This is a genomic window from Mesorhizobium wenxiniae, from assembly GCF_002284535.1.
In the GTDB taxonomy this organism is placed as follows: Bacteria; Pseudomonadota; Alphaproteobacteria; order Rhizobiales; family Rhizobiaceae; genus Mesorhizobium; species Mesorhizobium wenxiniae.
Map to the genome: position 1 here is coordinate 170,430 of NZ_NPKH01000039.1, position 13,371 is coordinate 183,800.

Annotated in this window: 12 protein-coding genes; 4 read left to right on the forward strand and 8 right to left on the reverse strand. The window is 62.3% G+C overall.

The window, feature by feature from the left end; genetic code table 11:
• The first annotated feature begins 161 nt into the window (after positions 1–161).
• A complete protein-coding gene (locus CIT31_RS31045) occupies positions 162–839 on the forward strand; it encodes a FadR/GntR family transcriptional regulator (protein ID WP_029353619.1) in 678 nt (225 codons plus the stop codon).
• Positions 840–885: 46 nt separating this feature from the next.
• Complete coding sequence (locus CIT31_RS31050) at positions 886–2,421, forward strand: GMC family oxidoreductase (RefSeq protein WP_206073438.1); 1,536 nt, start codon at positions 886–888, stop codon at positions 2,419–2,421.
• An 85-nt stretch (positions 2,422–2,506) separates the two neighbouring features.
• On the opposite strand, the gene CIT31_RS31055 is transcribed toward CIT31_RS31050, so the two are convergent.
• The 6 genes from CIT31_RS31055 to CIT31_RS31080 form a co-directional block, all read right to left on the reverse strand.
• The gene (locus CIT31_RS31055) at positions 2,507–3,334 is read right to left on the reverse strand and encodes an inositol monophosphatase family protein (RefSeq protein ID WP_095521665.1); all 828 of its coding nucleotides are present in this window, start codon (positions 3,332–3,334) and stop codon (positions 2,507–2,509) included.
• On the reverse strand, positions 3,324–4,214 hold the full coding sequence (gene ttcA, locus CIT31_RS31060; protein WP_095521666.1) for a tRNA 2-thiocytidine(32) synthetase TtcA: 891 nt from the start codon (positions 4,212–4,214) through the stop codon (positions 3,324–3,326). The genes CIT31_RS31055 and ttcA overlap by 11 nt, the downstream gene beginning before the upstream one ends.
• A gap of 240 nt (positions 4,215–4,454) precedes the next feature.
• Positions 4,455–5,072 carry a 30S ribosomal protein S4 gene (gene rpsD, locus CIT31_RS31065; RefSeq protein ID WP_029353615.1) on the reverse strand — a complete coding sequence of 206 codons (618 nt, stop codon included), beginning with the start codon at positions 5,070–5,072 and terminating at the stop codon, positions 4,455–4,457.
• Positions 5,073–5,430: 358 nt separating this feature from the next.
• Complete coding sequence (locus tag CIT31_RS31070) at positions 5,431–5,619, reverse strand: DUF3008 family protein (RefSeq protein ID WP_095521667.1); 189 nt, start codon at positions 5,617–5,619, stop codon at positions 5,431–5,433.
• 62 nt (positions 5,620–5,681) lie between these two features.
• Entirely contained in the window at positions 5,682–6,494 is an 813-nt protein-coding gene (gene murI, locus CIT31_RS31075; RefSeq protein ID WP_095521668.1) for a glutamate racemase, read from the reverse strand.
• A gap of 150 nt (positions 6,495–6,644) precedes the next feature.
• Positions 6,645–7,496: an RNA methyltransferase gene (locus tag CIT31_RS31080; RefSeq protein WP_095521669.1), complete on the reverse strand. Its 852-nt coding sequence runs from the start codon at positions 7,494–7,496 to the stop codon at positions 6,645–6,647.
• Positions 7,497–7,713: 217 nt separating this feature from the next.
• Here CIT31_RS31080 and CIT31_RS31085 point away from each other — a divergent pair, with 217 nt between their 5' ends.
• Positions 7,714–8,925, forward strand: coding sequence for an NADP-dependent isocitrate dehydrogenase (locus CIT31_RS31085; protein ID WP_095521670.1), 1,212 nt, complete (start codon positions 7,714–7,716; stop codon positions 8,923–8,925).
• A gap of 110 nt (positions 8,926–9,035) precedes the next feature.
• A complete protein-coding gene (locus CIT31_RS31090) occupies positions 9,036–9,662 on the forward strand; it encodes a glutathione S-transferase family protein (protein WP_095521874.1) in 627 nt (208 codons plus the stop codon).
• A gap of 16 nt (positions 9,663–9,678) precedes the next feature.
• Here CIT31_RS31090 and CIT31_RS31095 read toward each other — a convergent pair whose 3' ends face one another.
• Together CIT31_RS31095 and alaS are read right to left on the reverse strand one after the other, a co-directional pair.
• Positions 9,679–10,458, reverse strand: a complete 780-nt coding sequence (locus CIT31_RS31095; RefSeq protein ID WP_095521671.1) for a PhzF family phenazine biosynthesis protein — start codon at positions 10,456–10,458, stop codon at positions 9,679–9,681.
• Positions 10,459–10,515: 57 nt separating this feature from the next.
• The gene (gene alaS / locus CIT31_RS31100) at positions 10,516–13,182 is read right to left on the reverse strand and encodes an alanine--tRNA ligase (protein ID WP_095521875.1); all 2,667 of its coding nucleotides are present in this window, start codon (positions 13,180–13,182) and stop codon (positions 10,516–10,518) included.
• Positions 13,183–13,371 lie beyond the last annotated feature (189 nt).

Consider the following 13,371-nt stretch of genomic DNA (forward strand, 5'->3'; position numbering starts at 1 on the left):
AACAACTGCGGCACTCAACCATCGCGCAACTGGAGTTGTCAACCACAGGGCGCAGATGTAGATTGGTTGAGTTGGTTGAGTGCCGTGTTCATCGATTCTGTGTCACAATATGATATCAGGACGCTGAGTCGACCGCCGCCGATCAGACAGGAGATTTGGTTTTGAGCGCATTCGAGCCGCAGATCGTATCATCGGATCTCGACGACATCATCGCAGCGGTCCGCCAGTTGCAGCAGGATGGCGGCAAGCTTCCTTCCGAGCGTGACCTAGCCGAACATCTGAACGTAAAGCGCCATCAGCTTCGCAAGGCGCTCGAGTTACTGCGCCAATCAGGTGATTTGAAACCGGCGCGCGCCAGGCGTGCGCCAACCGCCCTGCCCCGATACGGCGAAGAGCTCGTCAGGGTAACCAACCCTATCGAGGTTCTGGAGTTGCGCCTGCTCATGGAGCCGGGCCTCGCCCGGCTGGCATCGCTGCGCGCCTCCTCGTTCGAGACGGCCCGGATCATTGACGCGGCAACCACGCCGGAGAATGCCTCGTCGGGCGCGGTCGATTTCGCTTTTCATTCCGCCATCGTCGCTGCCGCCCGCAACCATCTTGCCGCCGAATTCTATAAGATGCTGCGTCAGGTCGGGGTCGATGCGCGGGTGAAGATCGCACGCACCGCAGCACCCACCTGCCCTAAGCGGATCGCCGAGCGCGACGGCGAACATCGTCTGATCGCCGAAGCGATCTCGAAACGCGACCCCGAAGCTGCCGAAGCGGCCATGCGCGCGCATTTGCTGTCCGTGCAAAGACGAATCACGGAACGGTCGAATGCCGGCGCGTTCGCGGCATGAGCGTTGCGCGTTCTAGCCAGCAAGCCTGCTCGCGGGGCCTTTCAGATTGATGCGTCATTTCGACGTGCTGGTCGTCGGCGCGGGATCCGCTGGCTCGGTGGTGGCTAGCCGGCTAAGCGAGGACAGCTCGTGCCGGGTCGGCTTGATCGAAGCCGGGACCATGCCGTCCGATCCCGATATCGCCGACCCGCTGAAATGGACGATGCTGCAGGGCCGCGCCTATGACTGGGCCTATCGGACGGTGCCGCAACCTTTTACCGCAAACCGCGTCCATGAATGGCCGCGCGGAAAGATCGTCGGCGGTTCGAGCTGCCTGCATGCCATGGCCTATGTGCGTGGCCATCCCGATGATTTCCAACCCTGGGCAGTGGCGGGCGGCGAGCGCTGGTCCTTTTCGGGCTTGTTGCCAGGCTTCGTCCGCAGCGAAGCTTTCACCGCCTTCGACGCGCCGTCGCGCGGCCGCAGCGGACCGCTGGACGTCTATCTGCCGGATGCGGAGGTCAGCCCCGTCGTCCGCGCTTATATGGCCGCTGGACAGGCCATGGGGGTCCCCGTCCTGACCGACCACAACAGCGGCGAGCTCGCCGGCACGAGCCCCAATTCGCTGAACATCCGCGCCGGCAAGCGCCTGAGCGTCGCCGACGCCTATCTGCCGCCGGAGGCCATGACGCGACCGAACCTCGCTCTCCTAACCGACCACGAGGTCGAGCACCTCGTGCTGGAAGGCCAGCGGGCCACGGGTGTGGCTGTCGTGTGCGACGGAGCGAGCATGACGATCTCCGCCGACAGGGTCGTTCTTTGCGCCGGCGCGGTGTCGTCGCCGCTCATCCTCATGCGGTCTGGCATCGGCGACCCGGATACGCTGAAGCGGGCGGGGATACGCTGCCTCGCCGACAGACGCGATGTCGGCCGCAATCTGCAGGATCATCTGCTGGCCCTTGGAAATGTCTACAGCACGAAAAGACCGCTGCCGCCGTCGCGCCTGCAGCACTCGGAATCGCTGATGTACCTGCACGGCAGCGATCCGACCCGTTCGACGGGAGGCCCCGATATTGTGCTCGCCTGCGTCGTTGCTCCATCAGCCGCGGGTGGCTTGAATGCACCATCCTATGGCTCGGCTTTCACCATTCTATGCGGCGTCACCCATCCGACCAGTCGTGGACACATCGCACCGGGCGGGCCGGGCCGAAACGATGCACCGATCATCGACCCGCATTATCTCGAAACCGAGCATGACCGGGCGGTTTTCCGGACGGCGCTGAAGGCGGCGCGAATGATTGGTCATCATGCAGCGCTGGACGAGTGGCGCGACGTGGAAGTTCTGCCTGGATCACCGGTGCAGTCGGACGACGACCTTGACGCTTTCATCGCCAGCGCCGCCTCCACACATCATCATCCTGCCGGTACCTGCCGGATGGGCGGGGATGCCGACGCCGTCGTCGACCCGGATTTGCGGCTCAACGGCTTCGACAACATCTTCATCCTCGACGCGTCGGTGATGCCGACGATCCCGAGCGGACCGATCAATGCCGCCATAGTCGCCATCGCGGAGACCTGGGCGTCAGCTCCACCTCGCGCATGACCCCGAAAATCGGATCGTATCGAGCGCAACTCGGGCAAATCGAGATCGGCCGGGCGTGGCCCGAACCGGATCGATGCCGGACGGCCTATTCCGCCCAGAGTTCGCGGCGCAGTTCGCGCCAGCTTTCTTCGTCCGGTGCGACAAGAAGGCCACCTCCGACATGCGAAGGCAGATAGGCGCTGCCGTCGAAACGCGCCGCGTAACCACCTGCCTCGGCATGGATCAGCACACCGGCCAGGTGATCCCACGGCATCAACTTGTTGTAGACAACGAAGTGGGCGTGGCCGCTCGCCAGCAGGCGGTATTCGTGAGCCGCGCAGCGATAGCCGAATTGCGACAAGGATTTCGTCTGGTTGCGCGCCAGCCGTGACCGGTCCGGCTCAGGCATATATTGCCAGGACACCGCGCCGGTCATTTGCGAGATCGGCGCAGGCTCGGCGACATGCACCTTCTCCAGAGTGCCATGCGCATGCCGTATGTGGCTGCCAGCACCCTTGGCGCCGATCAGCCAGTCCTTGCCGACGGGATCGTGAATGATGCCGCCGACGGTCTCGCCCTTCACGACGACGCCAAGCATAACGCCGAACAGCGGCACGCCCGAGGCGAAATTGAAGGTGCCGTCGACTGGATCGATGACGAAGGCAAGATCGGCTTCGCCGAGGCCCTGGAGCAGCGCCGGGTCGTCGGAGCAGGCTTCCTCGCCGACGATCATCGCCTGGGGGTAGCGCTCACGCAGCCTGACGGTGATGAGCCGCTCAGCATTCACGTCGGCCTCCGTCACCAGGTCGGCTGCCGAGGTCTTCTGGCGGACCTCGCCCTCATCCAGCCGTCGAAAGCGCGGCATGATCTCGGCAATGGCGGCGTCGGACAGAAGCTTGGCAAGCCAGTCGATCGCGGTATCGTCAAATGTCATCGGGAACGTCTTGCCGTGTAAGGGTTTCGTTGAGGGCGGCGAAATCGAAGAGTTTGCGATCGAGCAGATGCGAAGGCCGCACATTGGTCATGGCGTGGATCATCGTGTCCTTGCGGCCGGGCATGCGCTTTTCCAAGTCGTCGAGCATCGCCTTCATCGCAATGCGCTGTAAGCCGTCCTGGCTGCCGCACAGATCGCACGGGATGATCGGGAATTTCATGGCGCCGGCGAATTTTTCGAGATCGGCCTCGGCGCAATAGGCGAGCGGCCGCAGCACCATGACGTCGCCGTCGTCGTTGAGCAGTTTTGGCGGCATGGCGGCGAGGCGCCCGCCATGGAACAGATTCATGAAAAAGGTTTCGAGAATGTCCTCGCGGTGGTGGCCGAGCACCAAAGCCGAGCAGCCCTCCTCCCGCGCGATGCGGTAGAGATGGCCGCGCCTGAGCCGCGAGCACAGCGAACAATAGGTGCTGCCCTGGGGAAGCTTGTCGGTCACCACCGAATAGGTGTCCTGATATTCGATGCGGTGCGGAATGGCGTATGTGTTGAGATAATCGGGCAGAATGTGTTTCGGAAAATTCGGCTGGCCCTGGTCGAGATTGCAAGCCAACAGGTCGACCGGCAGCAGCCCGCGCCATTTGAGGTCGAGCAGCAAAGCGAGCAGGCCGTAGGAATCCTTGCCGCCGGACAAGGCGACGAGCCAGCGATCGCCTGATTTCACCATCGAAAAATCATCGATCGCCTGACGGGCGAGGCGCAGCAGCCGCTTGCGCAGCTTGTTGAACTCGACGGAGGACGGCACATCGGCAAACAGCGGATGAAAGCCGCCTGCGGCATCGGCGATCGGTCCGAGTGTTCTGGCGTCTGGCAGCATGTTCATGGCGCGTCGGCCCCAAAGTCCTTGTTGCTGCCCGGATTAACGCATCGGCCCGAAAACCGAAATCGATTTTCGAAAAGCATGATGCGCAAATAGAACGAACCAGAGCGTACTTTGTGCGTCCAAGCTAATGCACATCGCTCTAGCATGGCTGACAAAGAAAAGCTGGGCGGACCAAAACCGGACAAAGAAAAGGCCGCCTCGATGGGCGGCCTTCGATGCTGTCGCAGACGGCGCGTTCGATCAGCGCGAATAGAATTCGACGACCAGGTTCGGTTCCATCTGCACGGCGAAAGGAACATCCGATAGGCCGGGGATGCGACCGAAGGTCGCTGTCATCTTGTTGTGGTCGACCTCGATGTAGTCAGGCACGTCGCGCTCGGCCAAGCCCACTGATTCCAGGACGATCACCAGCTGCTTCGACTTTTCGCGCACTTCGATGACGTCGCCCGGCTTGCAGCGGTATGAGCCGATGTTGACGCGCTTGCCGTTGACATTAATGTGGCCGTGATTGACGAACTGGCGAGCGGCAAAAATGGTCGGCACGAACTTGGCGCGGTAGACGACCGCGTCGAGACGCGACTCGAGCAGGCCGATCAGGTTCTCCGAGGTGTCGCCCTTGCGGCGATCCGCCTCTTCATAGACCTTGCGGAACTGCTTTTCCGAAACGTCGCCGTAGTGACCCTTCAGCTTCTGCTTGGCACGAAGCTGCAGGCCGAAATCGGAAAGCTTGCCCTTGCGGCGCTGGCCGTGCTGGCCGGGACCGTATTCTCGCTTGTTGACCGGGGATTTCGGGCGGCCCCAGATGTTTTCGCCGAGACGGCGGTCGATCTTGTATTTCGCGGATTCGCGCTTGCTCATCGCATTCCCTTTCAAAACAACACACCCGGAACCTCATGGTCCGGGTGAAGGAAACGCGCCCTCCTCTGGCCCCCGTTTTCGAGACCTGACAGGGTTTTCCCACGCAACGCGGCGGAAAACCCACGGGACACGTCATTTTACACAAGACCTGGGAAAATAGAGCGCTTCCCAAACGTCTTGCGCACATAAAGAAACCACCGGGCGTTGCGGCCCGGTGTTGGTGGGCTGATTAAACGGAGATTTAACCGGTGTCAAGCTTGCGGCTGGCGGATAACCGACCAGCTGTGCGCTGTGTGCTGGACCGCGGCCATCCAACTGCGGAACCGGACCCGCCCTCCGTGCGGGTGCGGATGAGCGGCTAGTGCTTTGATTTCTTCTCGGGCAGGTCTTTACGCTTGGTCTCCGCGAATTCCTCGAGCTGCTTTTCGCTCATCGATTTGTACATTCCCTTCGAAGCGCCTTTGAGCTCACTCTTTTTGGTCTCGCCACGCTTGGCGGACAATGCCGCTCCTGCGGCTTTCTGCTGGGCTTTTGAAGTGGCTGGCATGATCGTTTCTCCCGTCTTCCAATGAGGGAAAAACGCACCGGTCCGGGTGATGTTCCCAGGTATCAGGAAATCGCCAGCCCAAACCCCTGCATCAGGCGGCGAGTCGGGAAATCAACCCGCTTCGACGTGAAGACAGCAAGGTCGGCGCCTTCCGGCAACGCCTCGCCGCGATTCCTGGCCTCGGTGCCCGCGAGCAGCGAGAGCGCCCGCCGTGCGATCGCCTCGGCGGGATCGAGCCAATCGACCGGCCAAGGTGCCGTTTTGCGCATGCGGTTGGCCAGAAACGGATAATGGGTGCAGGCAAGCACGACGATATCGGTCCGCAGCTCATCGTGTTCGACGAAGCACGGCGCGATCTCGGTTCGCACCGCTTCTTCATCGACAAAGCCATCTCGCATATAAACCTCGGCCAGCCCCGCCAGATTATCGCTGCCAACCAGGCGGACGTGGCATTTTTGCGCCCATTTGCCGATCAGGTCGCGCGTATACTGGCGTTTGACGGTGCCGGGCGTCGCCAGCACCGAAACCAACCCGGAGCGAGTGCGTTCCGCCGCCGGCTTGATCGCCGGCACCGTGCCGACGAAAGGGTGGCCGGGAAATCTCTCACGCAACGCATCGATGACCAGCGTCGAAGCGGTATTGCAGGCGATGACCGAGATGGCCGGCGAAAAACGGTCGAGCAGCTTGCCGAACAGCTCCAGTATATGCGCCCTCAGTGCCGGTTCCTCCCAAGCGCCATAAGGGAAAGCCGCATCGTCGGCGACATAGACGAAGCGGCGGTCGGGCATCAGCACGCGCGCTTCGCGCAAAACCGTCAGGCCGCCGATGCCGGAATCGAACATCAGGATCGGGCGGGCGCCTGAGGGGTCGGTCATTGTCATTTGAGTCGCGAGGGAAGGCTCGGATTACGAGAGAAGGCTGGGATTGCGAGAGAGGCTGGGGACCACGTCAGGAAGATGGTCACATTGGAAGGTCCATCATCCTAAAATGATGGACCACACCAAATAACATTCGGTTACTCGTGGTTAAGCCTGATCTTTGTCTGTCGCCTTCGCGGCGCGTGCGGCCGCCGCCGGAAGCCGCCTTGGATCATCGCCCGGCGATCCGTCGCCGCGCGGCATGGCCGGCGAAAACCTGTCCAGCGATGATATTATGCCGCGCAGCACCTTGAGTTCCGGCTCGGCGAAGCCGGCGCGCGTCAGCACCGCGCGCAGATTGTCGACCATCTTCGGCTTCTTCGGCGCCGGGCGGAAATAGCCGCGCGCTTCGAGCGCGCCTTCCAGATACGCGAACAGGCCGTGCAATTGTTCCTTAGTCGCCGGCATCATGTCGGGGCTGGAAAAATTGGTTTTCGTCTCATCTTCCAGGCCGGACTTCATCCATTCATAGGACATCAGCAGGGCCGCCTGGGCGATATTGAGCGAGGAGAAGGCGGGATCGACCGGGAAGGTGACGATCTCGTCGGCCAAGCCAACCTCGTCGTTGTAGAGCCCGAACCGCTCGCGGCCGAACAGGATGCCGGTGCGCTGTCCGGCTTGCTGGCGCGCCCTTAGCGCCCTGCCCGCCTCGACCGGTCCGCGCACCGGCTTGAAATTATCGCGTGCGCGCGCCGTGGTGGCGAAGACGAAATTCAGGTCGGCGACCGCCGAGGCCAAATCGTCAAATACCCTAGCGGCATCTATCACATGGTCGGCCCGGCTCGCGGCAGCGCGCGCCTTTGCGCTCGGCCAGCCGTCGCGCGGATTGACGAGGCGCAGCTCGGACAGACCGAAATTCGCCATGGCGCGCGCGACCATGCCGATATTCTCGCCGAGCTGCGGCTCGACCAGGATGATCGCCGGGCCTGCGGCAGGAGGGATGTCGTTGCTGGCTTGCATGGCTGTCAATGAACTGCTGTTTGCGGCATTTCAGCGTCCCCTGCCATATCCGGCCGCGAAAATGAAGCTTTCACAAAGAGTGGCCGATGGCGATGGTGAAGCACGCCCGCGCGGATCGCCGTTTGCGCGGCCAAAAATGCTTTGATATACGGGCCCATCCCGGCCGAAAGCCATGCGGGCAAGGCCGTTCCGATCCCAACAATGAGGCATTCTTTCCATGGCGAAGATCAAGGTGGCGAACCCGGTCGTCGAACTCGACGGCGACGAGATGACCCGCATCATCTGGCAGTTCATCAAGGACAAGCTGATCCACCCCTATCTCGATCTGAAGCTTGAATATTACGACCTCGGCGTCGAGCACCGCGACGCCACCAACGACCAGGTGACCATCGAGGCGGCCAATGCCATCAAGAAACACGGCGTCGGCGTGAAATGCGCGACGATCACGCCCGACGAGCAGCGCGTCGAAGAATTCAAGCTGAAGAAGATGTGGAAGTCGCCGAACGGCACGATCCGCAACATCCTCGGCGGCACCATCTTTCGCGAGCCGATCATCATGAAGAACGTGCCGCGGCTGGTGCCCGGCTGGACCAAGCCGATCATCGTCGGCCGTCATGCTTTCGGCGACCAGTACCGCGCCACCGACTTCCGCTTTCCCGGCAAGGGCAAGCTGACGATCAAGTTCGTCGGCGAGGACGGCAAGGTGATCGAGCATGACGTGTTCGATGCGCCGGCCGCCGGCGTCGCCATGGCAATGTACAACCTCGACGAGTCGATCCGCGAATTCGCCCGCGCCTCGCTGAATTACGGCCTGCTGCGCCATTATCCGGTCTACCTCTCGACCAAGAACACCATCCTCAAGGCCTATGACGGTCGGTTCAAGGACATTTTCCAGGAAGTCTACGAGGCTGAGTTCGAAGCCGAATTCAAGGCGAAAAAGATCTGGTACGAGCACCGGCTGATCGACGACATGGTCGCCTCCAGCCTGAAATGGTCGGGCGGCTATGTCTGGGCCTGCAAGAACTATGATGGCGACGTGCAGTCGGACACTGTGGCGCAAGGCTTCGGTTCGCTCGGCCTGATGACATCGGTGCTGATGACGCCGGATGGCAAGACGGTGGAGGCGGAGGCCGCACATGGCACCGTCACCCGTCACTATCGCCAGCATCAGAAGGGCGAGGAAACCTCGACCAATTCGATCGCGTCGATCTTCGCCTGGACACGCGGCCTCGCCCATCGCGCCAAGCTCGACGACAATGCCGAGTTGAAGCGTTTTGCCGAGACGCTGGAAAGGGTCTGCATCCAGACCGTCGAGGCCGGCTTCATGACCAAGGATCTGTCGCTGCTGATCGGTCCCGACCAGCCATGGCTTTCGACCACCGGCTTCCTCGACAAGATCGACGAGAACCTGCAGAAGGCGATGGCCTGACGCATGACCCTGAAAACCGGAATCATTTTCGGACAGGATCATGCGCAAAATCAAAGTGCTACAGCGTCCTTTGCGCGTATGAAAAGACGCGCGGCGCTGTAGTGAGCATCATGAGCAAACCGGTCGTCTACGGGGCGGACTATAGCGTCTACGTGCGCATCGTCCGCCTCGTGCTCGCGGAAAAAGGCATCGACTACGAACTTGTGCCGGTCGACATCTTTGCGGCGGACGGCACTTCGGGCTGGTATTTCGACCATCACCCGTTCGGCCGCATCCCTGCCTTCGAGCATGACGGGTTCCGCCTATACGAGACCAGCGCGATTGCCCGTTATGTCGACGGGGCCTTTGATGGCCCGGCGTTGCAACCGGTCGAAGTTCGGCCTCGCGCAACCATGAACCAGATCATCGGCCTGCTCGACGCCTATGCCTATCGGGCCATGGTCTGGGATGTCGCTGTCGAGCGGCTGGAGAAGACGGCGCCTGACGAGGCTTTGATCGCGGCCGGACTTCGGCAGGCGAGAACGACACTACGGGCGCTCTCATCGCTGAAAGCCGAGGGGCCATGGCTGTTGGGCGAGCAACTGACGCTCGCCGACCTGCATGCCGCGCCAATCATCGGCTATTTCGTCAAGGTCGCCGAAGGGCGGAAGCTGCTGGCCGAGTTTCCCGATATTCGGGCATGGTGGGACCGCATCGCTCAGCGTCCAAGCTTTTCCGGAACTAAAAAGGCAGGGTGAGGCGAATGGCAGCTGCTCATTCGGGAAGGTAGATTTCCGCCTTCATGAAGGTCTTCGCACGACCTGCGATCAGCACGCGATCTCCAGCCAGGTCACACAGCAAATGCCCGCCGCGCTGCGAACATTGGAATGCCGACAGATGCGTCTTGCCGAGTTTTTCAGACCAGTAAGGCACCAGTGTTGCATGAGTTGACCCAGTCACCGGATCCTCGGGAATGCCCGCTCCGGGCACGAAATAACGCGAGACGAAATCATGGGCTCGCCCAGGCGCGGTAATGACCAGGCCAAGAGGATGAAGGGTTCCGATCCTAAGCAGATCGGGAACGAATGACCGTACGGATGCCTCGTCGACAAGCTCGACAAACAGATTTTCGAAATTGCGGAAGCTCGAAACGGACCCCAGAGGAAATATCTCTTGCAGTGCCTGCATTAACTTCCCGCCGAGCGGCTGCGGCGGAAAACACGGCAGCTCGAGCTGGTAGGCACCTTCCCGTTGGGAAACCCGTAGCTCACCCACCCGCGTGGCAAAGGCCATGTCACCAGGCACATTGTGTTCCGCGGCCAACACATGGGCGGTCGCAAGAGTTGCATGGCCACAGAAGTCGGCTTCATGAACCGGCGTGAACCAGCGCAAATCCCAACTCTCGCCATTCGGCCGCGCAAACGCGGTTTCAGCAAGGTTGTTCTCGTTTGCGATAGCCTGAATCACATCGTCCGATAACCAGTCCTCCAAAATGAGAACGGCAGCAGGGTTGCCCTGGAAAGCCCGTTCGGCAAACGCGTCGACTTGATACATCGTCAACGTGGTCACATTATCCCCGCCGCCATTTCGGCCCGCCCTACTGGTACATGTTCACGCCGCTTCCAGCGCCGCTTTCACTGCAGCGATCGCGTTCTCGGCCTTCGAGGCATCCGGGCCGCCGGCCTGGGCCATATCGGGTCGACCGCCGCCGCCCTGCCCGCCCAATGCCGCGGATGCCACGCGGACCAGATCGACGGCGCTGAAGCGGCCGGTCAGGTCGTCGGTGACGCCGACCACGACGCTCGCCTTGTTGTCCTCGCCGGCGCCAACGAAGACGACGACGCCGGAGCCGAGCGACTTCTTGCCGGCATCGGCCAACGGCTTCAAATCCTTTGGCGCGACGCCCGATACCGCCTTGCCGAGAAAACCGACACCGGCAATGGTTTCGTTTTCCGCAGGCACGCCGGCTGGCGAGCGGTCGCCCAGCGCCAGCTTCTTGCGCGCCTCGGTCAGGTCCTTCTCAAGCTTCTTGCGCTCGTCAAGCAGCGCCTCGACGCGGGCCGGCACGTCGGCCGGCGAAATCTTCAGCGTGGCAGCGACCGCCTTCAGCCGCCTGTCCTGTTCGTCGAGATGCTTTCTGGCCGCCTCTCCGGTCAGCGCCTCGATGCGGCGTACGCCAGCGGCGACAGCGCCCTCCGACACCAGCCGGACCAGGCCGATATCGCCGGTGGCGCCGACATGGGTGCCGCCGCAGAGCTCGACCGAATAGGGCTTGCCGGCCTTGTCACCGGCAACCCCGGTGCCCATCGACACGACGCGGACCTCGTCGCCATATTTTTCGCCGAACAGCGCCATGGCGCCCTCGGCAATCGCGTCATCGACGCTCATCAGCCTCGTCGTCACCGGGCCGTTCTGCACGACGATCTCGTTGGCCATCGCCTCGACGCGTTCCAGTTCCTCGGCCGAAATCGGCTTGGGATGGGAAAAGTCGAAGCGCAGCCGTTCCGGCGCGACCAGCGAGCCCTTTTGCGCGACATGGGTGCCGAGCACCTCGCGCAGCGCCTCGTGGACAAGGTGGGTCGCCGAATGGTTTGAGCGTAGTCGCGTGCGCCTGATATGGTCGACCTTCAACTCGACCGCTTCACCCGTCTTGACGGTGCCCTTGGTGACCTTGCCGAAATGCACGAACAGGCCGTCGCCCTTCTTCTGCGTGTCGGTGACGTCGATAGCAAAACCTTCGCCCGAAATCACGCCGGTGTCGCCCATCTGGCCGCCGGACTCGCCATAGAACGGCGTCTGGTTGACGACTACGCCGACGGTTTCGCCGACAACGGCGCTCTCCACCGCGGCGCCATCCCTGACTAGCGCCTGAACGATGCCTTCTGCTTGCTCGGTGTCGTAGCCTAGAAACTCGGTCGCGCCCGCCTTCTCGCGCACCGCGAACCAGACGGTTTCGGTGGCCGCGTCGCCGGAGCCGGCCCAGCTCTTCCGCGCTTCGGCCTTCTGCCGCTCCATCGCCGCGTTAAATCCCTCAAGATCGACCGAAACCCCGCGCGGGCGCAGTGCGTCCTGAGTGAGGTCGAGCGGGAAGCCATAGGTGTCGTAGAGCTTGAACGCTGTCTCGCCGTCAAGCCGGTCGCCGCTGCCGAGCGTCTCGGTCGCGTCGGCAAGCAGGCCGAGGCCGCGCGCCAGCGTCTTTCGGAAGCGCGTTTCCTCGAGCTTCAGCGTCTCTGATATCAGCGGCTGGCCGCGCACCAGTTCGGGATAGGCCTGGCCCATCTCGCGCACCAGCGCCGGCACCAGTCGCCACATCAGCGGATCACGGGCGCCCAAAAGCTGCGCATGGCGCATGGCGCGGCGCATGATGCGACGCAGCACGTAGCCGCGGCCTTCGTTCGACGGCAGCACGCCGTCGGCGATGAGGAAGCTCGATGCGCGCAGGTGATCGGCAATGACGCGGTGGCTCGCCCGGTTCTTGCCTTCCGCCTTGACGCCGGTCGCCTCTTCCGAGGCACGGATCAGCGCCTTGAACAGGTCGATGTCGTAATTGTCGTGCTCACCCTGCAGGACGGCTGCGATGCGCTCCAACCCCATGCCGGTGTCGATGGACGGGCGCGGCAGTTCGATCCGCTCCGCCTTCGTCACCTGCTCGAACTGCATGAAGACGAGGTTCCAGATCTCGATGAAACGGTCGCCGTCCTCATCCGCGCTGCCGGGCGGGCCGCCCGGAATGTCGGCGCCATGGTCGTAGAAGATTTCCGAGCACGGGCCGCAGGGACCGGTATCGCCCATCGCCCAGAAATTGTCGCTGGTGGCGATCCGGATGATCCTGTCCTCCGGCAGCCCGGCGATCTTCTTCCAGAAGCCCGCAGCCGCGTCGTCGGTATGGTAGACGGTCACCAGAAGCCGGTCCTTGGCGATGCCGAACTCGCGGGTGATCAGGTTCCAGGCAAGCTCGATGGCGCGCTCCTTGAAATAATCGCCGAAGGAGAAATTGCCGAGCATCTCGAAGAAGGTGTGGTGACGGGCAGTGTAGCCGACATTGTCGAGATCGTTGTGCTTGCCGCCGGCGCGCACGCATTTCTGCGAGGTGGTGGCGCGCGAATAGGGACGGCTTTCCAACCCGGTGAAGACGTTCTTGAACTGCACCATGCCGGCGTTGGTGAACATCAGCGTCGGGTCGTTGCGCGGCACCAGCGGGCTCGATGCGACGACCTCGTGACCCTCTTTGCGGAAATAGTCGAGAAATGCCGACCTGATCTCGTTGACGCCACTCATGAATACTGCCTTTTCGAGAGAACCGCCGATTGCCGGCGGAAAACAGACATGGCCTTTTAGCGGTCGCACCGCACCCTGTCCAGAAACACGGAATTGCTCCAAACCGTAGCCCTTGCCGGCTGTTCTGAATGACCAGAGCTACCGGCAAAAACGCAAACCGCCGGCCCAAGGCCGGCGGCATAAACACAT

Coding starts and splice junctions, on each gene's coding strand:
- CIT31_RS31055 (WP_095521665.1), bottom strand. CDS start 3,334: ATGACATTTGACGATACCGCGATCGACTGGCTTGCCAAGCTTCTGTCC.
- ttcA (WP_095521666.1), bottom strand. CDS start 4,214: ATGAACATGCTGCCAGACGCCAGAACACTCGGACCGATCGCCGATGCC.
- rpsD (WP_029353615.1), bottom strand. CDS start 5,072: ATGAGCAAGCGCGAATCCGCGAAATACAAGATCGACCGCCGTCTCGGC.
- CIT31_RS31070 (WP_095521667.1), bottom strand. CDS start 5,619: ATGCCAGCCACTTCAAAAGCCCAGCAGAAAGCCGCAGGAGCGGCATTG.
- murI (WP_095521668.1), bottom strand. CDS start 6,494: ATGACCGACCCCTCAGGCGCCCGCCCGATCCTGATGTTCGATTCCGGC.
- CIT31_RS31080 (WP_095521669.1), bottom strand. CDS start 7,496: ATGCAAGCCAGCAACGACATCCCTCCTGCCGCAGGCCCGGCGATCATC.
- CIT31_RS31085 (WP_095521670.1), top strand. CDS start 7,714: ATGGCGAAGATCAAGGTGGCGAACCCGGTCGTCGAACTCGACGGCGAC.
- CIT31_RS31090 (WP_095521874.1), top strand. CDS start 9,036: ATGAGCAAACCGGTCGTCTACGGGGCGGACTATAGCGTCTACGTGCGC.
- CIT31_RS31095 (WP_095521671.1), bottom strand. CDS start 10,458: ATGTATCAAGTCGACGCGTTTGCCGAACGGGCTTTCCAGGGCAACCCT.
- alaS (WP_095521875.1), bottom strand. CDS start 13,182: ATGAGTGGCGTCAACGAGATCAGGTCGGCATTTCTCGACTATTTCCGC.